Annotated in this window: 19 protein-coding genes; 11 read left to right on the top strand and 8 right to left on the bottom strand. The window is 42.6% G+C overall.

Annotation, left to right across the window (positions count from 1 at the left end; translation table 11 throughout):
• Positions 1-62: 62 nt before the first annotated feature.
• Complete coding sequence (locus HWQ43_RS20565; protein WP_292737497.1) at positions 63-899, top strand: SWIM zinc finger family protein; 837 nt, start codon at positions 63-65, stop codon at positions 897-899.
• Between the two features lie 138 nt (positions 900-1,037).
• Here HWQ43_RS20565 and HWQ43_RS20560 read toward each other — a convergent pair whose 3' ends face one another.
• The 3 genes from HWQ43_RS20560 to psbD all read right to left on the bottom strand — a co-directional run bounded on the left by HWQ43_RS20560 (position 1,038) and on the right by psbD (position 3,788).
• The gene (locus tag HWQ43_RS20560; protein ID WP_292737495.1) at positions 1,038-1,223 is read right to left on the bottom strand and encodes a PCP reductase family protein; all 186 of its coding nucleotides are present in this window, start codon (positions 1,221-1,223) and stop codon (positions 1,038-1,040) included.
• A 134-nt stretch (positions 1,224-1,357) separates the two neighbouring features.
• Positions 1,358-2,749 (bottom strand): photosystem II reaction center protein CP43, encoded by a 1,392-nt coding sequence (gene psbC / locus HWQ43_RS20555; protein ID WP_292737493.1) that lies wholly within the window; start codon positions 2,747-2,749, stop codon positions 1,358-1,360.
• On the bottom strand, positions 2,733-3,788 hold the full coding sequence (gene psbD / locus HWQ43_RS20550; RefSeq protein ID WP_012409998.1) for a photosystem II D2 protein (photosystem q(a) protein): 1,056 nt from the start codon (positions 3,786-3,788) through the stop codon (positions 2,733-2,735). Before psbD ends, psbC begins: the two co-directional genes overlap by 17 nt.
• A gap of 918 nt (positions 3,789-4,706) precedes the next feature.
• Between psbD and HWQ43_RS20545 the strand changes: the two genes are divergently transcribed.
• From HWQ43_RS20545 to HWQ43_RS20535, 3 genes are all read left to right on the top strand, one after another.
• Positions 4,707-5,276 (top strand): photosystem I assembly protein Ycf4, encoded by a 570-nt coding sequence (locus tag HWQ43_RS20545; protein ID WP_292737489.1) that lies wholly within the window; start codon positions 4,707-4,709, stop codon positions 5,274-5,276.
• Positions 5,277-5,397: 121 nt separating this feature from the next.
• The gene (locus HWQ43_RS20540; RefSeq protein WP_292737487.1) at positions 5,398-6,198 is read left to right on the top strand and encodes a peptidylprolyl isomerase; all 801 of its coding nucleotides are present in this window, start codon (positions 5,398-5,400) and stop codon (positions 6,196-6,198) included.
• Positions 6,199-6,281: 83 nt separating this feature from the next.
• Positions 6,282-7,424 (top strand): beta-ketoacyl-ACP synthase, encoded by a 1,143-nt coding sequence (locus HWQ43_RS20535; RefSeq protein WP_292737485.1) that lies wholly within the window; start codon positions 6,282-6,284, stop codon positions 7,422-7,424.
• 75 nt (positions 7,425-7,499) lie between these two features.
• On the opposite strand, the gene eboC is transcribed toward HWQ43_RS20535, so the two are convergent.
• From eboC to HWQ43_RS20520, 3 genes are all read right to left on the bottom strand, one after another.
• Positions 7,500-8,432 (bottom strand): UbiA-like protein EboC, encoded by a 933-nt coding sequence (gene eboC / locus HWQ43_RS20530; protein ID WP_366932871.1) that lies wholly within the window; start codon positions 8,430-8,432, stop codon positions 7,500-7,502.
• 88 nt (positions 8,433-8,520) lie between these two features.
• Positions 8,521-9,504 (bottom strand): TatD family hydrolase, encoded by a 984-nt coding sequence (locus HWQ43_RS20525; protein ID WP_292737483.1) that lies wholly within the window; start codon positions 9,502-9,504, stop codon positions 8,521-8,523.
• 100 nt (positions 9,505-9,604) lie between these two features.
• Positions 9,605-10,486 carry an EboA family metabolite traffic protein gene (locus tag HWQ43_RS20520; protein ID WP_292737481.1) on the bottom strand — a complete coding sequence of 294 codons (882 nt, stop codon included), beginning with the start codon at positions 10,484-10,486 and terminating at the stop codon, positions 9,605-9,607.
• A 474-nt stretch (positions 10,487-10,960) separates the two neighbouring features.
• Between HWQ43_RS20520 and HWQ43_RS20515 the strand changes: the two genes are divergently transcribed.
• The gene (locus tag HWQ43_RS20515; protein WP_292737479.1) at positions 10,961-12,163 is read left to right on the top strand and encodes a 3-dehydroquinate synthase; all 1,203 of its coding nucleotides are present in this window, start codon (positions 10,961-10,963) and stop codon (positions 12,161-12,163) included.
• Between the two features lie 470 nt (positions 12,164-12,633).
• On the opposite strand, the gene HWQ43_RS20510 is transcribed toward HWQ43_RS20515, so the two are convergent.
• A complete protein-coding gene (locus HWQ43_RS20510) occupies positions 12,634-13,332 on the bottom strand; it encodes a YdcF family protein (protein ID WP_292737477.1) in 699 nt (232 codons plus the stop codon).
• 312 nt (positions 13,333-13,644) lie between these two features.
• Between HWQ43_RS20510 and ctpB the strand changes: the two genes are divergently transcribed.
• From ctpB to HWQ43_RS20485, 5 genes are all read left to right on the top strand, one after another.
• A complete protein-coding gene (ctpB, locus tag HWQ43_RS20505) occupies positions 13,645-14,985 on the top strand; it encodes a carboxyl-terminal processing protease CtpB (protein WP_292737474.1) in 1,341 nt (446 codons plus the stop codon).
• A gap of 148 nt (positions 14,986-15,133) precedes the next feature.
• Positions 15,134-16,123, top strand: coding sequence for a glycosyltransferase (locus HWQ43_RS20500; protein WP_292737472.1), 990 nt, complete (start codon positions 15,134-15,136; stop codon positions 16,121-16,123).
• Between the two features lie 697 nt (positions 16,124-16,820).
• Positions 16,821-18,707, top strand: coding sequence for an EAL domain-containing protein (locus tag HWQ43_RS20495; RefSeq protein WP_292737470.1), 1,887 nt, complete (start codon positions 16,821-16,823; stop codon positions 18,705-18,707).
• Positions 18,708-18,774: 67 nt separating this feature from the next.
• Entirely contained in the window at positions 18,775-18,945 is a 171-nt protein-coding gene (locus tag HWQ43_RS20490) for a hypothetical protein (RefSeq protein ID WP_292737468.1), read from the top strand.
• A gap of 122 nt (positions 18,946-19,067) precedes the next feature.
• Entirely contained in the window at positions 19,068-19,763 is a 696-nt protein-coding gene (locus HWQ43_RS20485) for a response regulator transcription factor (protein ID WP_094328649.1), read from the top strand.
• Between the two features lie 647 nt (positions 19,764-20,410).
• Here the strand turns inward: HWQ43_RS20485 and HWQ43_RS20480 are convergent.
• Positions 20,411-20,695, bottom strand: a complete 285-nt coding sequence (locus HWQ43_RS20480; protein WP_094350942.1) for an Npun_R1517 family heterocyst differentiation transcriptional regulator — start codon at positions 20,693-20,695, stop codon at positions 20,411-20,413.
• An 867-nt stretch (positions 20,696-21,562) separates the two neighbouring features.
• On the opposite strand from HWQ43_RS20480, the gene HWQ43_RS20475 reads away from it, so the two are divergent.
• Complete coding sequence (locus tag HWQ43_RS20475) at positions 21,563-21,922, top strand: NAD(P)H-quinone oxidoreductase subunit M (protein WP_094350943.1); 360 nt, start codon at positions 21,563-21,565, stop codon at positions 21,920-21,922.
• Positions 21,923-21,958: the final 36 nt, after the last annotated feature.

The raw sequence follows: 21,958 nt of genomic DNA, 5'->3' as shown, positions 1-21,958 counted from the left end.
GCTATACGTTTTGAGGAATTGAGCAGACTGGAATGAAAGAATTTTAAATTTTAAATTGACTTATGACTAATTACACATTACAAGCAAGTCGAGAATGGTGGTCACAACAATGGCTAGATTTGCTAGATTCCTATCGCTTTAAAAAGCGTTTAGAACGTGCGAGAAATTATGCTCGGCAAGGAAATGTTTTAAGCATCGAATTTAAAGGAGCAAAAGTATTAGCTAGGGTGCAAGGTAGTGAAGTAGAACCTTATAAAGTTTCCCTTTCCCTTGAACCATTTACCGATGAACAATGGGGTTATGTTATTGAAAGCATGTCCCAAAGGGCAATTTTTGCTGCCAAGCTACTAGCAGGAGAAATGCCACAAAATATAGAAGAAGTATTCACGGCAAATGGTCTTTCGATATTTCCATTTACCCTTGCTGATGTCCAAAGTAAATGCTCTTGTCCTGATAAAGCAAATCCCTGTAAACATATTGGCGCCATTTACTATCAGTTAGGCGATCGCTTCAGTGAAGATCCCTTTGTACTATTTCAATTACGCGGACGTTCCAAAGAGCAAATTATCAGCGATTTGCGTAAATTACGTAGAGCCAAGATTGAACCCAATACTACAGAAACGCCTGATGTTCAACAGTCAATTCCTAATAACAAATACTCGGTAAAAATTGACTCTTTCTGGCAATACAATGAGCCACTAGAGTCATCCTTGGTAGTGATTGTGCCCTCTAGCAGCGAGACGATATTGGATGTATTAGGAGCGATTCCCCTAGCAAAGGAAGAGGAAAATGCAGTAAATTCAACTTCGAGTGATGTGGTAATGAAATATTTGAATACCGTTTACAGAGATGTAAGCCAGAAGGCTGTTTTAGCAGCAATGAATGTAGGAGGAAGTTGAGAATAATTCGTAATTCGTAATTCGTAATGATGAATTAAATTGACTGGAATATTCTCGACTTAAAATTCTATCCTTTATAGGTAGAGTATTTCCCAATTCTGGCTCCTGACTCCTGACTCCTGACTCCTGACTCCTGATTTATTGTCCAAACTCAAGCCTAGCCTGTTCTACCAAATCAGCAGTCACAACATCTTGGCCTGCTTCACGAGCTAACTGTTCAATTCTAGCTTTAGCTTGAGAGCGGACAAAAAAGGGAATATTTTGTAGCTTTTCCTTAGCTTCAGATGTCCATCGCAAAGAATCAATAAAATTGGAATCATTCATAGATTAGTTACCTTGGCAAGTCGCTCACTTTAATTACATAGATTACTAATTTTCCTATAAAAAAAGCCCTTGCTTTTATGCAAGAGCCTTTAAATTAATAGTCAGTGATGAAATAAACTAATAAACTTTACAACCTAATCTAGGTCGTCCATAAACATCACTGGCTCAGTATCACGGTTAATTCCTTTCTCAAAACCACCAGCCGCAGCCCGTGCGCGACCAGCGTGCCACAAGTGACCAACTAAGAAGAAGAATCCTAGTACGAAGTGAGAAGTCGCCAACCAAGCGCGAGGAGATACGTAGTTGAAGGAGTTAATCTCGGTAGCCACACCACCTACGGAGTTCAGAGAACCCAGAGGAGCATGGGTCATGTATTCAGCAGCGCGACGAGCTTGCCAAGGCTGAATATCGTTCTTGATTTTTTCCAAGTCAAGACCATTGGGACCACGTAGAGGCTCCAACCAAGGGCCGCGGAAATCCCAGAAACGCATGGTTTCACCACCGAAGATGATTTCACCAGTTGGAGAGCGCATCAGGTATTTACCTAGACCTGTGGGGCCTTGGGCAGAACCGACGTTAGCACCCAAGCGTTGGTCACGAATCAAGAAGGTCAAAGCCTGGGCTTGAGAAGCTTCTGGACCGGTAGGGCCAAAGAATTCGCTGGGGTAAACGGTGTTATTAAACCAAACAAAGATTGAGGCAATGAAGCCCATCAACGACAGAGCGCCCAAGCTGTAAGAGAGATAAGCCTCACCTGACCAGATGGATGCACGACGCGACCAAGCAAAAGGCTTAGTCAGAATGTGGAAAATACCACCGGAAATTAAGATAAAGGCAATCCAGATGTGACCACCGACCACATCTTCTAAGTTATCGACGCTAATAATCCAGCCTTCACCACCGAAGGGAGACTTGATTACATAACCGAAGATAACTGCTGGGTTCAATGTCGGATTGGTAATAATCCGAACATCACCGCCGCCTGGTGCCCAGGTGTCATACAACCCACCAAAGAACATTGCCTTTGCTACCAACAGCAATGCACCGAATCCCAAAATAATCAGATGGAACCCGATGATGTTGGTCATCTTGTTCTTGTCTTTCCAGTCGTAACCAAAGAAAGAAGAATATTCTTCTAAGGTTTCTGGGCCACGAACGGCATGATAGATACCGCCAAAGCCAAGGACGGCTGAGGAAATTAGGTGGAGTACACCGACAACGAAGTAGGGGAAGGTATCAATAACTTCACCACCAGCACCAACACCCCAGCCCTGAGTGGCGAGGTGAGGTAACAGGATCAAACCCTGCTCATACATGGGCTTTTCAGGAATGAAGTGAGCGACTTCAAACAAAGTCATCGCTCCAGCCCAGAATACAATCAAACCAGCGTGGGCAACATGAGCACCCAGTAGTTTGCCAGATAGATTGATTAAACGTGCGTTACCAGACCACCAGGCAAACCCAGTGGATTCTTGGTCGCGTCCAGCGCCGCCTAAGATATTTGGTCTATTAGAGAGCGTTACCACGTGGTAATACCTCCTCAGGGAATACAAATTGTTCGTGGGGTTGATCTTGAGGAGCCATCCAAGCGCGGATACCCTCGTTCAGCAAAATGTTTTTGGTATAGAAGGTTTCAAACTCAGGGTCTTCCGCCGCCCGTAATTCTTGGGAAACGAAATCATAAGCTCGTAGGTTGAGTGCTAAACCGACGATGCCGACGGCGCTCATCCACAAGCCTGTGACTGGCACGAACAACATAAAGAAGTGCAACCAGCGCTTGTTGGAGAAAGCAATCCCGAAAATCTGTGACCAGAAACGGTTTGCCGTCACCATTGAGTAGGTTTCTTCCGACTGGGTTGGATTGAAGGCGCGGAAGGTGTTAGCACCATCACCATCTTCAAACAAGGTATTTTCTACTGTCGCACCATGAATGGCGCACAATAAAGCACCACCCAATACACCCGCAACACCCATCATGTGGAAGGGGTTGAGTGTCCAGTTGTGGAACCCTTGCAGGAATAGTAGGAATCGGAAAATTGCAGCCACCCCAAAGCTGGGTGCAAAGAACCAGCTTGATTGTCCCAAGGGGTACATCAGGAATACGCTGACGAATACTGCAATCGGAGCTGAGAAGGCGAGGGCGTTGTAAGGACGTATCCCTACTAGACGCGCAATTTCAAATTGCCGCAACATGAACCCAATCAAACCGAAGGCTCCGTGTAGGGCAACGAATGGCCACAAACCACCTAGTTGGAACCAACGGGTGAGGTCGCCTTGGGCTTCTGGTCCCCACAACAGCAATAGGGAATGTCCCATGCTGTCGGCGGGGGTGGATACTGCCACTGTCAGGAAGTTAGCACCTTCTAAGTAGGAGGAGGCTAATCCGTGGGTGTACCAAGAGGTGACGAAGGTGGTGCCGGTCAGCCAACCGCCTAGTGCTAGGAAGGCGCAGGGGAATAATAGTATCCCTGACCAACCTACGAATACGAAGCGATCGCGCTTGAGCCAGTCGTCGAGAACGTCAAACCACCCTCTACTAGGGGCGCGTCCAACTGCGATGGTCATCGGACTAAAATCCTCTTTTTTTACTAAAATTGCAACGTTTCTAAGGCATTACGGAAAGCCAATGTAACCGACTGCCGTGAGGAATTAACGTTTTTTTTGACAATCTCAACTGCTTTTAAGTAACTGAGATTCTGAGAGCTTACTGACTAGTTAAGTCATTATTTCTCAGGGTTATGACATTACACGTACCATCGGCTAGTAATCTAGCTTGTGGTAACTTAATGATTCTTAACTTATCACACTACTCAGGGTTTTTGCCTGATACACAAAAGCAAATTAGGCATGAAACACGAACCTTATAAATAATATGAATATCAGAAATTTTACAATTTGACACAACTTTTCTCAGAAATCTAAAAAAATTTAATGCAGATAGACGTAGGTAGGTAACTCATTTCAAGAGGTCAAAAAGAGGCAGGGAGAGGGTAGCAGGGAATAAGGGGGGTACAAGGGCAGGGAGAAAGAATTTTTATCAGCCATTGAGTGAAAAAATAGTACAACATTCCCTAAAAAATTATATCGGTAGCAGGAACATGGAAGGACGCAGTTGAGTTTTTGTCAACGATGTTTGGTAAAATGCGGATAGTCACTTCGCCGCCACGGTCGTTGATACACCTCTGGAAAACCTATGTGAAACGTTAGACAAGGAGAAAGGAAGTTGGCATATCTTGACTAATACAAATAGCCTAAGTGGTTTGTCCCGTAGTACAAGTAAGCCAGCATTATCCGGGACAGTAAAATTTGTAGGGTACAAAGTGAAAAATTCATAGTCTGCGGCAGGGTTCCCGTGGACTTCAAACATAGCTCTCCGTGCCTCCTAAGCAATAGCCGGATTGGCACAGGAACCCACCACTCTATGCAAAAGCATTCAGTGTGCGAGTATGTTACAGCGAGTATCTCACGGGCAATGGTAGTTCAATGACGACATCAACAACGATTAACAAAGGCGATCGCCTCCTGCACCAAAATGTTCTCGGTTCTCGTCGGTTCAGTAACTACTGGTGGGCAACTATCGTTACCTTGGGAGCAAGCGGCTTTTTATTGTCTGGAATATCCAGTTATTTAAAAGTTAATTTACTCATAGTTTCCGATCCCACTCAACTGGTATTCGTCCCCCAAGGATTAGTGATGGGGTTATATGGTGCTGCTGGCTTGCTATTAGCCACATACCTATGGCTAGTGATTGTATTGGATGTTGGAGGCGGTTACAACGAATTTGATCGGGAAACTGGCGCAATCAAAATTTTCCGTTGGGGGTTTCCTGGCAAAAACCGCCGAATTCAGATTGATAGCCGCATAGAAGATGTCCAATCTGTACTAATAGACGTAAAAGAAGGTCTTAACCCCCGTCGCGCCCTCTATCTACGCATTAAGGGACGACGAGATATACCCTTAACACGGGTTGGCCAACCGTTATCTTTAACAGAGTTGGAAACAGAAGGCGCAAAGTTAGCCCGCTTTTTGGGAGTGTCGCTAGAAGGATTGTAAGGTTACAGGTTATAGGGTACAGGGTACAGATTATTCCCTATCACCTGTTACCTGTCACCTCTCCCCTAATCCCAATACCCCTTAAAACGATAAGATACTCTGGTTAAATCGGTAACAGGCAATGCGGTTAAAAATTTCACAATTTTTGCTTTCTCTTGTGATTATCAGTGCCTTGATGTTGGGAGGATGTTCAACACAGCAAGTCGCTTCTAATAGCTCTTCTCCAAACTCGACTACTACCTCGGCCACAAGCGAGGCAAGCACCAAGGCAACTACTGAAGCAACATCTGCATCTCAAACTAGTAGTGAGAGTATTCCTGGAATTACAGATTTACCACGGCTCGAAGGCAAAGCTACTGTGGTGCTGACGGTTAAAGGTTCGCCGATTACTATCGAAGTAGATGGCACTGATGCCCCCATTACAGCTGGCAACTTCGTAGATTTAGTGCAAAAGGGTGTTTACGATGGTTTAGCTTTCCATCGAGTTGTGCGCGAACCCCAACCGTTTGTAGTTCAAGGGGGCGATCCTCAAAGCAAAGACCGGAAAGTTCCAGCAGATAGACTGGGAACCGGTGGCTATATTGACCCAAAAACGGGAAATGCTCGTTATATACCTTTAGAAATTAAAGCTAAAGGTTCAGATACTCCGATTTACAATAAACCATTTGATGCTACTGCTCAAGCTGTTGTATTGCCCCATAAACAGGGTGCAGTGGCGATGGCGCGATCGCAATCACCAGACTCTGCTTCTGCCCAGTTTTACTTTGCTTTAGCGGATCTAGCATTTTTGGATGGTAACTACGCCGTGTTTGGCAATGTCACTCAAGGCTTTGATATAGTCAACAAAATTCAGCAAGGCGATCGCATTGATTCTGCTAAAGTCACTCAAGGTGCTGAAAACCTGAAAACGCCTGGACAGTAGGAGAAATCAATTCAAAATTCAAAATTCAAAATGAAGAATTGAATGTTTGAATAGCGGAAGGTTCTTTACTCCTAAAATTCAGATTGGTTAAGGTTTGTGTCACTGGTATTGGTCTAGTTTCCGCTTTAGGTGGAAGCTTAGAGGATAGCTGGCGAAACTTAATCGCAGGTAAATCTGGAATTGGTTTACATCAACCATTTCCAGAACTTACACCACTTCCTCTAGGTTTGATTGGTGAACAACCATCTGAGTTGACAATGTTAACTCAGATGGTTGTTACTTCTGCTTTACAAGATTCTGGGTTAATTGCCCCTTTAGCTGATTGTGCTGTAGTTATTGGATCGAGTCGCTCTTATCAAGCGTCTTGGGAAATGCTGGCGCGGCAAATGTATAACGCGAAGAATTTCCCTGTGTCCTCTTTTGGAAATTGGCTAGATACATTACCTCATATAAATGCGATCGCAGCAGCAAGACAAATCGGCGCATCGGGGATAGTTTTGGCACCGATGGCAGCTTGTGCGACTGGAATTTGGTCTATTGCCCAAGCAGCTATGCTTATACAAACTGGGCAATGTCAACAAGCGATCGCAGGTGCAGTGGAAGCACCGATTACACCCTTAACTTTAGCTGGGTTTCAGCAGATGGGTGCTTTAGCGAAAACTGGGGCTTATCCCTTTGATTTGCATCGGGAAGGTTTAGTGTTGGGTGAAGGCGCAGCTGTGTTTGTCTTAGAATCAGCAGAGTTGGCAAAGCAGCGTCAAGCAAAAGTATATGGTGAAATTCTCGGTTTTGGCTTAACTAACGACGCATATCATAGTAATTCACCAGAACCAGAAGGTAAAAGTGCGATCGCTGCCATCAAACAATGTCTAGAACGTAGTAGTCTGACACCAGCCGATATCGATTACATTCATGCTCATGGCACAGCTACCCAGCTAAATGACCAAATGGAGAGTATGGTAATCCAGCGTTTGTTTCCTCAAGGCGTGGCAGTTAGTTCCACCAAGGGAAGCACAGGTCATACACTAGGGGCATCTGGAGCTTTAGGTGTAGCTTTTTCTCTCATGGCGCTAAAGCATCAAATATTACCGCCTTGTTTAGGTTTGCAGCAACCAGAGTTTGATTTAGATATCGTGACAGCAGCGCGTCTAAGCAAAATCCGGCAGGTATTATGTTGCAGTTTTGGCTTTGGTGGACAGAATGCCGCGATCGCTTTAGCAAGGTAAAAAATAGGGCTTGGGATGCACATCTATGCACCCCTACAGCCGATTAATGGTATTACTGGGTGTATACATTCAAATTTAAGTAACAGCAAATACTTTTGCTAACTTCATCGAAATTGGTAGCAAGATTAGAACGAATAAACCGTAATACAAACCAGCAAAACCAGATGCAACGGTTGCATCTAAGACTATTAGAGATAAAACACCTATTTTCACAGCATTGCGGATATTTTCGGCTATCGGTTCCCGCGCAGCTTTGATAAAGTTAGGTAAGATTCTGATAGCTAATAAAATAGCAAATGGTAAGGCTGCGATCGCTGTATACTCATCCACTAATCCTAAAGCTAAAACTGCCGTCAAAACTATTGCAATTAGCAGTAATGCTAGTACTCCCGTAATCTTCTTACCTCCGTGAACTTCACCCTGACTAATTGCGGTGATAGCAGCAATATAAAGAATAGGAATCAGTGCTAAATACCAACGTTCTCCGATTATTTCTGGTACAGCACTTACACCTAATAATAAGTTACTGCCACGGCACAAACCCATATTTAAAGGGCCGAAAAAAGGATGATGTTTGGCGAGTGAGTTATAGAGGAGGCATGAAAGAGTTATAAAAATAGCGATCGCAGCACTCAACAATGATACTTGAAAGGCAGCTATAATCCCGATGGCAAACAGTATACTCCCCAATAAAATAGCATTTTGACGAGATACGCGACCACTGGGAATTGCTCTATTTGGTCGCTCTTTTGCATCTAATTCCGCATCAAAAACATCATTAAAAACTATACCACCGCCGTATAAACCAGTTGTAGCCAATAACAACCAAGCTAATGGAATTAGTATGGCAACAGTTGCTTCGCCATTAATTAATTTAGTAAAAATTATTCCAGAGCCAGAAGCAGCAAAACCAAGAAGAATATCCGCCCAAGCAGTAACAATATTAGCAGGACGCATCAATTCCAGATAACCCCGCCAGCTTTGAAAATTTAAGCTTGCAACATTCACTTATCTGCCTCCATGCCTAGTAACTTTCCAAAATAAACCGCACATTACAGATGAACCAGATATTTGTACACTCCTCACTCCCAATTTTCTACTCAATCAACACATAATCTGAAACTGATTTGATTCCTGGTTCTTGTCCCCGTAGCACAGAATTTCCACTGAACAACTGACGCTGATCAACAGATTGGGGATTAAGCCAATCTGAAGCTTTCATCTGCCCAGTTTGACTGTAAGCAGCCAAGGCATTCTCATAACAAACTGCTTGCACATGTTCTTCAGGAATGCCCCTATCTAACATCAACTGAGCCGTTTTTGGTACTGCTAAAGGATCGCTAATACCCCAATCAGCGCTACTATCTACAATGATGCGATCGCACCCATACTTACGGACAACTTCTACCATCCGGGCGTTACCCATCTTCGTCTGTGGGTAAATCGTGAAAGCTGCCCAAAAACCTCGTCCTAATACTTCTTCAACAGTTTCTTCGTTGTTGTGATCGATAACTACTTGTGAAGGATCTAAACCATATTCAATACAGCGATCCATACTCCGACTAGCACCCGCCTTCTTATTACGGTGAGGAGTATGAATTAGTACCAACGTATCGAGTTCTTTGGCTAATTCTAACTGTTGACAAAAGTACTTATCCTCTGCTTCTGTCATATCGTCATAGCCAATTTCACCAATGGCAACAACTCCTTCTTTACAGGCATAAAGTGGTAGCAGTTCCATAACTTCAGCTGCTAGCGCTTCATTGTTAGCTTCTTTCGGATTTAAGCCGATTGTGCAGTAATGCTGGATGCCAAACTGACTAGCACGAAACCGTTCCCAGCCTACGAGACCACTGAAATAGTCTTTAAATGAGCCGGCATTAGTTCGGGGTTGTCCTAACCAAAAGGCTGGTTCAATAACGGCGACAATTCCATATTCCCGCATCACTAAGTAATCGTAAGTAGTACGGGAACACATGTGAATGTGAGGATCAATAAACATCATGGTTTTAATGATTGAGCATGGGGCATTGGGCATTGAGAATGAGGCATTGGGCATTGGGCATTGGGCATTGGGCATTGGGCATTTTCCTTGTCCTCCTCGTCTCCCTCATCTCCCTTGTACAGACGCGATTAATCGCGTCTTCCTCCATTCCCTTTTATTTGTAAACAAAGAGGCGTTAGCGCAGCTCGCCGCAGGCATCGCGGCTAAAACTGCTCCAAGTCAGATTACCTTGTTGAATGGATGACTGTAAATCTGGGTAATGAGAAAGTAATGCTTGCGCTTGTGGTAAGGGAGACTCAGCACAAGCTAAGGCTGCTGCTTCTTGCTCGTCTATAGCCCCATTAGCCAGTACTTTTTCTAAATCTGTGATGATGGCGTTATCGGCAAACCGCCCTACAGGTCGCCAAAGTTCTGGCGTAACTGAGCGTTTAGCTGCCCAACGTTCATGGGCATAGTCTGCCAACATCCTCGCCAATTCTGGGTTAGCACGCCGATCTAGACCCCAAATTAGATGCAACGGACTGCCAACAAACACAGCCTTCAGCACCATCTGATTCCAGGCAGCATTATCTAAATAATTCGCTGGATAAGGGTTACGTAGTGCTATGGCTTGGAATACATTGCTCATATTGCTGCGAATTCCCTCAGCAGTACGATGGCGATGTAACTCTGGATGTGGTAGCAGCGGCAAACTTTGATAAAGGACAACTAACTCCCCCATATCGGCAGTGGAGAAGACTCGATCGAGCGATCGCACATAGCCCTCAGCATCATCGTGGGGCAAAGCTAAAAGCAAAAGTGTGCGACCTGCTTGATCTACACTCCAATTACCAGGATACCAGCCAGGAATCAGATCCTCTGCTGCTTCCAAATCCTGGAATGTTAGCTGCAAATCCTGTTTACCTAGATAACGCGGCACAGCACTAAAAGCCGTAAAAAACACTCGTTCAGCAGCACCGCTAGCAATCTGTGCCTGCTTCTGTTCCAACCAAGTAAAAGCTTTCTCTGAAACAGACTTTAACAGCCAGTGATGCAGTAATTTGTTTACTTTACTCATGATAAATTCAGGATAAGTTGCCCAACTTCTTTGTGACAACCAAGTATAAAATATAGCACTAAAATTGATTTTTTGGGTTTGAAGCAGTTAGATAATATACTACTAGAATTATAACTTCACTGAATCTATAAAAATATCCTGACTTTAAAGAAGATACTGTAAAGATACCATTTTGATTAGATAAATCCTAAAATTATCTTACGGAAAAAAATTAGAATTTTATGTAATAATGATCTCCATTACTAACCTTAGATATCAAGCATAGGCATCAATATAAATTGTAAATTTATCTTAATTTGAATTTATCTGTTAGGCAAAGACACTTCAAAAGTATGATTATTTTAATAAATAGATTTGTCTAGTAATTTATCTAAAAATTGAATTACATAATGGATTTATTCTATTTGTATTGCTATTAACTTTAATTGCAATAATGTGTTGATTTACAGTTACTTAAAAAGTAATAATATTCAAATGGTTATTCAACAAAAAAGCGCTCTGAATCTACAACCAATTAACCAATGTGTCCGTGTTACCTTCAATTATGATGTTCACTTCACTAGAGGTCTGTTTCAGTTAGATAATCCTTTACTTGCACAAGCGATCGCCGCAGATGGAGAGACAACTCCAAAACAAGTACTAGCAGTGGTAGATGGAGGATTTTTACAGTATCAAGATGGGCTGTTAAAAAAATTATCAGTCTATGCCCAATGCTATGAGGATATAATAACACTGAGCGGTGAGCCGATAGTAGTTCCAGGTGGAGAAGCAGTCAAGAACGATTCTAGATTTATAGAGCAAATTCATCAGCGGATCAATGCAGCTGGATTATGCCGTCACTCCTACGTCTTAGCAATTGGAGGTGGAGCTGTTCTAGACATGGCAGGATATGCAGCAACAACCGCTCACCGAGGAATTCGGCTGCTACGAGTACCGACAACAGTATTAGGGCAAAATGATTCGGGTGTAGGAGTAAAAAACGGAATCAATGCCTTCGGGAAGAAAAACTTTTTGGGTACATTCATGCCACCTTATGCAGTCTTGAATGACTTTGATTTTCTTATTAGTCTCGACGATCGAGATTGGCGATCGGGCATTGCAGAAGCTGTGAAAGTAGCGCTGATTAAAGATGCAGATTTCTTCGATTTCATTATGACTAATGCCGATAAATTGGCTAATCGAGACATGGACATAATGGAAAGACTGATCTATCGTTGCTCTCAGTTGCACTTAGAGCATATTGCTGGTAGTGGCGATCCCTTTGAAATGGGTTCATCGCGTCCTTTAGACTTTGGACACTGGGCTGCTCATAAACTAGAGCATTTAACTAATTACAGCTTACGTCATGGTGAAGCTGTAGCGATCGGCATCGCTTTAGATACAACCTATTCATATTTAACAGGGCAACTCTTGCAATCAGAGTGGCAAATGGTTCTAACTACACTCAAAAAATTAGGCTTTACTTTGTACGTATCAGCACTGACAGAGCAATTAGATCAACTAGATCATCCGCATTGTCTGTTTAGGGGGCTTACGGAATTCCGCGAACATTTGGGAGGAAAATTGACAATTACGCTTCTCCAAGGAATCGGAGAGGGAATAGAAGTTAATCAGGCGGATTTGTCTTTGTATAGAGATGCTATTTTGATGCTGCAAGATTGGGAAATTTTGCATTGATTCTCCATTGGGTGCAATTAGCAGAAGCGATGTTTAACAACAAGCCCAGAGGTGGAGAGTAAGATTTTCTTCACCTTTGCCTAATTGCGATTATTTTATGCAAATATACTGCTTAATTTTTAAAGCGATCGCTACTTCGTGGTTCTCAAAAATATCGGCTCTTCAGTACTTGTTATGCTAAATACGTCTGTAAATTAGCTTAAAATCCTTGCTGGGCAATAATAACAGCCGTCACTCTTAGCGCTTGAGGCAAGATTTTTGAAATTGAAGCTATAACTCCCTGTAAGGCTTGATTTTCAAGGTAAGTGACGGACTTTAATTAAAAGTTCAGCATAATACGTACTGAAGAACCAAAATATCTTCGGTTACTTGATCCTTAAATGATACTATCCTAATTAGCATGATGACACGGTTATCATGCTACCAAAAACTGAGTAGCATTATAGTCCTCTGATAAATCCTCATCTCCTTTATCTCCTCAGCCCCCCTTGGTGTTCGCAATGAAAACCTCGATGCTCCCAAGCTTGCATATCTACATCAGTAAGTTTTGTGACATTTGAGCATTGCGGTTGAATAATTTGACTTAAAATCGCCCAAAATAAGCTGCGTATTATATCTAATCCAGTTTTAGTCCAAGATTCCCGATTACCAGGAATACCCAATTCTTGAACAATTTCTGGCTCTACCCAAATACCATGAGCGCCAAAAAGAATCTGTGCCATCCATTTAGCTCTGGGTAAATGACTTGGCGAGGTAATCAACATGACTTTATGCACTCCCCAACGGCGCAGAATTGGAATACTATAATAAAAATTTTCAAAGGTAGAATTCGCGCAGTTTTCTAACCAAACGTTTTGTAACTCTGCTAATTCCGCCTCAAAAATTAAGCGTATACAGGGATCTGGGGAACCATGAGAAATTAAAATTGGGGTTTGTGGGTATTGTCTTGCTAATTGGGCAACATAAGTTTCTCGACGAATACTGCCACCCAAGACAAAGAAGGCATCTATTGGCTGCGAAGAAGCAAAAAGTAAGGTTATAGTAGTGAAAATCAGCCAAACACCCAGGACAACATACAATCCACCACTGAGTTTTTGTAACAATTGCCACAAATTAACAGATTTTTTTTTAATAGAAATTAATGATTTGATGGTAAATTTGCGTTTCATGACTTAAGTAAGAAAAACTGATTTTATTACTGTCTAACAGTACTGCAATTCAGTGAGCAAAGTGCTATCTTATAAAAGTAATCTTGAATGCAAACATGACGCTAATTAAAGTGTCACATGCTCAGTATAGCCTTCCGGAGAAGACTAACAAACTGAGAAATCATTGTTAACAACTAATGCGGCATTTTTGGCATCATTTAAGGATAAAAATGATGAAGGAAAATTGTTGATTCTGGGGTATAAAAACTTAAAAATTTCTGGAAAGCCTGATTGCTAAACTGTCAACAACACAATTATTCCAGCTAAGTATACATGAACCAATCTGCGAAAAGTTACTCACCGCTCCAAGTAGCCTTGATTGGTGGAGCGATCGCCACAACTGCTACCATGTCTGTGTTCGGCCCCGCTTGGACTCGTGGTGTCCGTGCTGCTCTAGCCCTACAAGACAGCCCAAAAGTGATAGTTGACCAAGTTTGGCAACTGGTAAATCATGAATATGTTGATGGTAAATTTAATCAACAAGATTGGCAAGCAACTAGGCAAAGCCTGTTGAGCAAAGACTACTCTTCTAAGGAAGAAGCATACACTGCCATCCGCGAAGCTTTACAAAAATTGGGAGATCCTTACACTCGGTTCATGGACCCCCAACAATTTGAAGCTCTAACTAGCCAAACATCTGGGGAAGTCTCTGGGATTGGCGTTCGGATGGAAGTGAACGAAAAAACTCAGCGCCTCACCGTTGTCGAAGCCATAGAAAATTCTCCGGCGCTGAAAGCTGGGATCAAAGCAGGCGATGAAATTTTGGCAATTGACGGCAAATCCACTCTCAAAATGAAAGTGGATGATGCCTCGAAGCTAATCCGTGGTAAAGCGGGTAGTCCCATCAAGCTACGACTGGGACGGGCGGGGCAAAATGCCTTTGATTTGAAGCTGACAAGAGCAAGTATTGAAGTCCCAACAGTACGCTATACCCTCAGACAAGAAGGGAACCGCCGCGTTGGCTATATCCGTTTGCGAGAATTTAGCGCCCACGCCGCAGACCAAATGCAACGAGCCATCCGCGATTTGAACACTAAGAAAGTTGATTCTTATGTGTTGGATTTGCGGGGAAATCCTGGCGGTTTGTTGCAAGCGAGTATTGAAATTGCTCGTATGTGGTATAATGACGGCGGAATTGTCAAGACAGTAGACCGTGTGGGCGGCACTGAGGAAACTAAAGCTAATCGCACTGCTTTGACAAATCGTCCTTTGGCGGTCTTAGTGGATGGGAATTCAGCTAGTGCTAGCGAAATCCTCACAGGGGCACTCAAGGATAATAAGCGGGCGGTAGTTGTAGGTGGTCAAACTTTTGGCAAAGCCCTAGTACAGTCAGTTCATGAACTCGCAGATGGTTCCGGCTTGGCTGTCACCATAGCCCATTACTACACCCCGGCGGGAACAGATATTAACCATAAAGGGATTGCTCCAGACATCAAGCTAGATTTGACAGAAGCACAAGAGCGTCAATTGGCTTCTAATCCAAATTTAATCGGAACTAAGAGCGATCCCCAATATGCTCGGGCGATCGCAATTCTATCAAATAACAACTTTGCCCAGCCGCCAGCAAATCAACCGACTCGACCCATGAGCCGCGCCGATAACCTGAAATTTTAAATTGACGCGAATGATTTGTTACCAGGTGTTTATATAGTAGTATTCCCAAATCCAGATTTTTGGAGTTATGAAAACTGCTTGATATGCCGTTCCAGGATTTTGGTTTGGGAATACTAGCTACTAATCCCATCTCCAAAATCTCAGATTTATGAATCATCAGCCAGTTGATGCAACCGCTGTCACCAGATTTTTACCAATGGTGTCGGTGGTTGTTCCTATTTATAACGGTGAGGCGGATTTACCAGAGTTAATCAATTGTCTGTTGTCTCAAACTTACCCAAAAGACCGGGTAGAATACTTGTTGGTGGACAATAACAGTAGCGATCGCACTCTCACCATCCTCAAAACATCTGCCGAAAATTGCCCAATTACAATTCGCCCCTTGAGTGAGAACCAAATTCAAAGCTCTTACGCTGCTCGTAATACTGGGATTCGCTCTGCTACGGGTGAAATTATGGTTTTTACCGATGCAGATTGTCGCCCACAACCGCAATGGTTAGATACACTCATTCAACCTTTTGTCAACCCAGAAGTGGTAATTGTTGCTGGAGAAATTTTGGCACTACCAGGCACAACTCTGCTAGAACAACACGCAGACCGTCAAGAAACTTTATCGCAAAAGCATACCCTTAAGCATTCCTTTCGTCCCTATGGTCAAACGGCTAATTTGGCGATTCGGCACATTGCCTTTGAAAAAGTGGGTTTATTTCGTCCCTATCTAACTACTGGTGGCGATGCTGATATTTGTTGGCGAATTTTGGGGGAAAACATCGGGCGTTTGGAATTTGCCCCAAATGCGATCGTTCAGCACCGCCACCGCGCTACACTTCAAGAACTACAAAGTCAATGGCGGCGTTATGGACGCTCAAATCGCTATCTGCACGAACTGCACGGTGTAGATTTAATGCGAGAGATGACACCCAAAGAATACGGCTATCGTTTGGCACGTTGGTTATTGAAGGAAATTCCAAGAGATATTAAAAAGGCGTTGGCGCAGCCCAACCCAGGCATCGCTGGTCAAGCCACCCTTATAGATTTATTAAGTACTCCCATTGGTTTGTTCACAGCTAGGGCGCGTACTGTTGGACAAAGAGACGCCAAGCTCCCAGAGAATGCCAAGATAATTGCTCGACTGTAATGAAGAAAAAAGGCGTTGCTGATTAGATGTATAAATCTTGGTGTAGAGACGTTGCAATTGCTAATCTCTACAAAGGTTTTAAAATCACGCAAAATCGTTTTCATACCTGAATTCAGTAACGCCTAAGCAAAAACGCTCTTGTCAGCCCAGAAGCATTGACTGAGAGCCTTATTCTTTCCTTAGCTCACAAAAGCGAATGTATCTTAAGAAGTATTTTCAAAAATGGATAAAGCAAATATGCTGTTATTGATGAACTTTTAACTTTAGTACCTTGTATTTAATAAAATAAGAGTTTCAGTAGGTAGGGCTTGTTGCCACTTAGCAGTTTGGTTGTTATAAGACAAGTTTTTGGCACTCAATAAGATGAAAAGTTGATTGAGGCTGCACAAATTTGATTGCTTCCTCATTATTGAGAAATTAAGTTAGTAAATCAAAAAACCAAGTTCTGTCATATTTATTTATAGAGTGTCCGCTCTTTCAAGTAACCTTCTCTCCTTACCTGCTCAATAGCGTCTGAAGTCTTGAGGAAAGCATGGGGTTTGCTTCCCCTGGTATTTTCAGTCACAGCTACGCTTCATAGTTTTGTGAGTTGAGCAACATGAAAGCGGATGGATTTAATCAACAGATAGATAAATTGTGCTCACAAATACAGGGACTATTAAATTGCTATGGAACTAAGCTGAACTCACAACAGGAGATGATAACAGACGCTTACGAGGAACTTAACACCGCAATGGAAGAACTATTGACAGCTTCCGAGGAGTTAAAGGTAACACGAGCAGCAGTAGAGAAAGAGCGCCAGCGTTACCAAGATTTGTTCGAGTTTGCTCCAGATGGTTACTTGGTAACTGATATCAACGGGACAATCCAAGAGGCTAACCATGTAGCAGCAACTTTGCTTGGTGTCCAACAAAAGTATCTAGTAGGTAAACCATTAATTCTTTTTATTGCTCAACAAGACCGCCAGTACTTTAGCTCTCAAATAAACAATTTGCAAGAGATACTGAACTGGGAAATTCACCTACAGCCACGGAGAGGAAAGCCTTTCCCTGCTAATGTGAAAGCGTCTGTAGTATACGACCTTGGGGAGAAGCAACTTGGCTGGCGTTGGCTGCTGTGCAACATCAGTGAACGCAAACAAGCTGAAGAAATGTTGTACCGAGCTTACAGTGAGTTAGAAATACGGGTGGCGGAACGGACAGCGGAACTGGTAAAAGCAAATCAGAAATTGCTAAATGAAATTACAGAACGTAAAAAAGTCGAGTCACAACTACTGCACCTTGCTTTTCACGATACACTGACAGGTCTGGAAAACCGTGTTGCATTTATGAACCGCCTAAAACATGCGATAAATTATTCAAAACGGCATTCAGATTATCTATATGCTGTACTATTTATCGACCTAGATCGGTTTAAGGTAATCAATGACAGCCTGGGACACCTAAATGGAGACCAATTGCTGCTTGCTATTGCAAGTAGACTACAAATATGCATACGCTCCATAGATACAGCGGCACGACTTGGGGGAGACGAATTTACAATCCTGCTTGAGGGAATCCAGGATATGTCAGACGCCATCAAAGTCGCTGAACGGATTCAGAAGGAACTGACATTACCCTTTGAGCTTGACGGACAAGAAGTCTTCATTACGGCAAGTATTGGCATCGCGTTGAGTTCGACAGTAGACTATCAACACCCAGAAGAACTGTTGAGGGATGCAGATACAGCAATGTACCGAGCCAAGGTGCTAGGCAGAGCGCGTTATAAGCTATTCAACTCAGATATGTATGCTAATGCTCTGGCGAGATTGCAGTTAGAAACCGATTTGCGCCGAGCAATTGAACGCGAAGAATTTCGGGTTTATTACCAACCGATTGTTTCGCTCACTAGTGGCTCTATTGTCGGTTTTGAGGCTCTACTGCGCTGGCAGCACCCAGAGCGTGGTCTGCTTAATCCAGCAGATTTTATTCCCCTAGCAGAGGAAACTGGACTAATTTTCTCCATTGGCAAATGGGTGTTGCATGAAGCCTGCCGCCAGATGCAAGTTTGGCGAGTATGCCATTGTTTTAAATTACTAGAGAAAATTAGTGTTAATCTCTCTGTCAAGCAATTTTCTCAGCCAGATTTGATAGAGCAGATTGGGCAAATTTTGCACTCAACTGGCCTTGATGCTGGCACTCTAATGCTAGAGATTACTGAAAACGCAATTGTGGAAAATGGTGATAAGGTAACTGCCGCAATCTTACAACTTCAAAAGATGGGGATTGAGTTATCAATTGATGACTTTGGTACGGGCTATTCCTCATTAGGTGGTCTTTATAACTTTCCGATTAGTGTGTTGAAAATTGACCGTTCTTTCATCAGCCTGATGGGCACTAATAATAATAATTTAGAAATTATTGAGATAATTGTCACCTTGGCACACAAGCTAGGTGTGGATGTGCTTGCCGAAGGGGTAGAGACAAAAGAGCAACTATTACTTCTAAGAAAGTTAAACTGTCAATATGGCCAGGGACATTTTTTCTCCGTTCCGTTAAATAGCTCGGTGGCAGAGGCATTAATTATGGAAAATCCTCAATGGTAAGGGTTATTTAAAATCCTGAGCATAGTTTTGTCTAGTCTAGGCGCTATTAAAATTTGGCATATAGCTATTGGAGACTGTTTTACTATATTGGTTGCTCAGTCTGAGCCACGACAAGCAAACTCTCCTCGGTGGTAGCCAAGATGAAACCATCAACTGTTGGGATCTTACTACAGGGAAATGTTGGACAACTTTGCAGGCAGCCCGTCTCTATGAGACACGATGGTTAATGCAGCGATAGGGTTGATAGGAGGCAGAGATGTCAACTTTAAAAGCTTTAAAGGCGGTAGGGGTGAATTCAAGTTGCTCAATGCCTACCAACTTTCGCTAAATTGGAAAAAGGAAAACTCAAGGTAATCTTAAATGTCAGCACAATTGTTACTGGTGGATGATGAACCAGGGATACGGGAAGCCGTGAAAGACTATTTGCAAGAGAGCGGTTTCAGCGTTCAAGTCGCCAGTAACGCCCTTGAAGGTTGGGAATGGATGCAGATGAATACACCTGATTTAGTGATTTCCGATGTGATGATGCCTCAAGTGGATGGCTATCAGTTTCTGAAGCAACTACGGGAAGACCCCCGTTTTCAAGCACTCCCAGTAGTATTTTTAACTGCTAAAGGTATGACAGGCGATCGCATTCAAGGCTATCACGCTGGTGTTGATGCCTATCTACCCAAACCCTTTGACCCAGACGAGTTAGTGGCTATAGTCGAAAATTTGCTAGCGCGTCGCGCCGCTAAGGCTGCGAGTACGGGAGATGACGCTGAAACCCCCGATCTTGCTGAACTAGCCAATCAGATTGCCCAAATAAAGGCATTGTTAACTCAAAGAAATGCTATTTCCCAATCGCCAGCGCCTTTTAAAATTGATTTGACTCCCAGAGAACAAAGTGTTTTAAATTTGGTCGCTGAAGGGTTGATGAACAAAGAAATCGCCCGTCGCTTAGAAACCAGCGTCCGCAATGTAGAAAAATACGTCAGCCGTTTGTTTAGTAAAACTGGCACCAATAGCCGTACAGAGTTAGTTCGTTTTGCTCTCGAACACGGTCTTGCTAAATAGGCATTGGGAATTGTACTTGTACTCACCGTTCGCGTTGTAGAGTCTCTTAGAGAAGCCGTTGACGCAACCTCTGGTAGGGAAGTATTGGGTCTGGAGAAGAGACAAGCTAGACAAGGTGGACAAGGAAGAAGGGAGAGACTTGTCCCCTTGTCCCCTTGTCTCCCTCATCTCCCCTGCCTCTAGGTAATTGATCATAGCTAACTGGGTGCTAAACCATAACCTATTACCAGTAATAGATAAAACATAAGTATTTCAGCAAATCAGGCACTTAGCTTAAGCAAAAAGCTAAAAGGAAGGTTATTTATTTTTACTTTGGTCTTTTAGATTTTCATTTGATTTGCGCCTGTTGTCCAATTCCCCATCTGTAAAGATACAGGGTTTTATTATTCTGCAATGTTTTGATAAAAACTCGGTAAAATGCACCCGGCTGAATTTGCTTTCAGATTCTACCAGTACCCTTTGCTACAAAGTTTTTAATAGCGGAAACTGTTCCTGGGACTTTGTGCTGCTAAATAAGACTTTCACAAGGTAGAAATCAAAATATTTTATGAAATCTACTGACTGCTTAGTTTTTATGGCAACGGGGGTATGGGATCAACATTTGATTTGATGCCCAATTCACGTTTTTCATTACTTAAATTACACCTTTAGGTTGGAGAATTTTCCGCGACATTACGCAAGCGCATTAGCTGGCGTCGCATTTGAGGCGAGGCTTTAAACTCAGATACTTCCTGGGCTTTAACGGACGCTTGTAGCGTTTCTAGAAAGTCATCAGAACCTTCGGTTAAAGCATCAAGTAGCACTTGTAAGAGTTGTTCGCGATCGCTCAATAGACTTTTTTCCTCAATCAACCGGAATTTGAGATGTATTTCACACTCATAAACACCTACTTCGAGATTATTTATCTGGCGTGGTAATGCTTTGGAGTTCATAGCTATTGAGATTCCTTTACTTGGTTGTCATGAGGGTAAGGAGGTAGATGTCCAGCAAAAATTCTTTATATCTCTTTTGAATCCAAAGTGCTTGAATTAAGAATTTTTCTTCATCAATCACCTTTGTATTCCATTTCACTCTCCTGTGGTGTATTTTCAAGCTAGATTTTCGGTGTCTAGATTTTGACGTTTCTGTGCCAGATGTAGCTTATGGTAAGCCATAACTATTATTCAGTTTTTAAGATTCTACACAATAAAGTTTCTGTAAGAAGTTGTTCAACCTTTTTAAAGGTTTTTACATCAACTTTATGTGAACGTCAATAACAGTTTGACTTGTTACTCTAATTTTGGTGTTTATACGTAAGTAAAACCGCTGATTTTTTTTGAGCTTATTAATGCCAGCAGTAGATGTAGCACGATTCAGTGAAATTACTTGATGTACGTTTTTTGCAATATAAAATTCAGGATAAATTGCTCGGCATAATTATTAATGTCAAAACTTTTGTTCTCTATAAAAAAAGCACACAGAGCAAATTATTCCTGCTGAGTGCCTTATCCTACCGTCTTTTAGACTTAATCAAGCCCAAAAATCTTAGCAGTAAGTCAGATTTGTAGACCAAATGAAAATACTCTAACAATTAATTTTTACAGAAAAATAATTCGACTACTGTCAGTACTAGCAGTTAAATATATCTTCAACTCATAACACAAGTAGCAAACTCATCAGCAAAGGTGATATTTTTACTTATGCCCATTCAATGTACCCTTTTAAAACAGCATTCAAAGCTTTTAAATTGAGAGCATTCAAGCTCGGATATAAGGTCTACAATAATTTCAGTGTAATCCACGCAAATCTTACACCTTTTTATGGATAACCCGATGCTGCTCAAGTCCACAACCAGGCATATCCGCATTTTTGCAGGTGAAATTGACCGGGATGGCGATCTAGTTCCTAGTCAACAAGTCTTAACCTTAGATGTTGACCCAGATAACGAATTTAATTGGAATGAAGATGCACTGCAAAAAATTTATCGAAAATTTGATGAACTAGTAGAAGCATCTAGTGGCGCAGACCTCACAGACTATAACTTGCGCCGTGTGGGGTCAGACTTAGAGCATTATCTGCGATCGCTTCTGCAACTCGGCGAAGTTAGCTACAATCTTTCTGCCCGTGTTACTAATTACAGCATGGGAGTTCCTCAAGTTGCCATTGACGACAAGCAATAAGCCAATGAGTTGGTAGCGGGCTGCCTGAACCCTTCT

The organism is Nostoc sp. JL31, from assembly GCF_017114965.1.
GTDB lineage: Bacteria > Cyanobacteriota > Cyanobacteriia > Cyanobacteriales > Nostocaceae > Nostoc > Nostoc punctiforme_A.
Note: the sequence above shows the minus strand (reverse complement) of the source record. Positions and strands in the feature narration are given on the sequence as shown.

Coding starts and splice junctions, on each gene's coding strand:
- HWQ43_RS20565 (WP_292737497.1), top strand. CDS start 63: ATGACTAATTACACATTACAAGCAAGTCGAGAATGGTGGTCACAACAA.
- HWQ43_RS20560 (WP_292737495.1), bottom strand. CDS start 1,223: ATGAATGATTCCAATTTTATTGATTCTTTGCGATGGACATCTGAAGCT.
- psbD (WP_012409998.1), bottom strand. CDS start 3,788: ATGACCATCGCAGTTGGACGCGCCCCTAGTAGAGGGTGGTTTGACGTT.
- HWQ43_RS20545 (WP_292737489.1), top strand. CDS start 4,707: ATGACGACATCAACAACGATTAACAAAGGCGATCGCCTCCTGCACCAA.
- HWQ43_RS20540 (WP_292737487.1), top strand. CDS start 5,398: ATGCGGTTAAAAATTTCACAATTTTTGCTTTCTCTTGTGATTATCAGT.
- HWQ43_RS20525 (WP_292737483.1), bottom strand. CDS start 9,504: ATGCCCAATGCCCAATGCCCAATGCCCAATGCCTCATTCTCAATGCCC.
- HWQ43_RS20520 (WP_292737481.1), bottom strand. CDS start 10,486: ATGAGTAAAGTAAACAAATTACTGCATCACTGGCTGTTAAAGTCTGTT.
- HWQ43_RS20515 (WP_292737479.1), top strand. CDS start 10,961: ATGGTTATTCAACAAAAAAGCGCTCTGAATCTACAACCAATTAACCAA.
- HWQ43_RS20510 (WP_292737477.1), bottom strand. CDS start 13,332: ATGAAACGCAAATTTACCATCAAATCATTAATTTCTATTAAAAAAAAA.
- ctpB (WP_292737474.1), top strand. CDS start 13,645: ATGAACCAATCTGCGAAAAGTTACTCACCGCTCCAAGTAGCCTTGATT.
- HWQ43_RS20500 (WP_292737472.1), top strand. CDS start 15,134: ATGAATCATCAGCCAGTTGATGCAACCGCTGTCACCAGATTTTTACCA.
- HWQ43_RS20495 (WP_292737470.1), top strand. CDS start 16,821: ATGATAACAGACGCTTACGAGGAACTTAACACCGCAATGGAAGAACTA.
- HWQ43_RS20485 (WP_094328649.1), top strand. CDS start 19,068: ATGTCAGCACAATTGTTACTGGTGGATGATGAACCAGGGATACGGGAA.
- HWQ43_RS20480 (WP_094350942.1), bottom strand. CDS start 20,695: ATGAACTCCAAAGCATTACCACGCCAGATAAATAATCTCGAAGTAGGT.
- HWQ43_RS20475 (WP_094350943.1), top strand. CDS start 21,563: ATGGATAACCCGATGCTGCTCAAGTCCACAACCAGGCATATCCGCATT.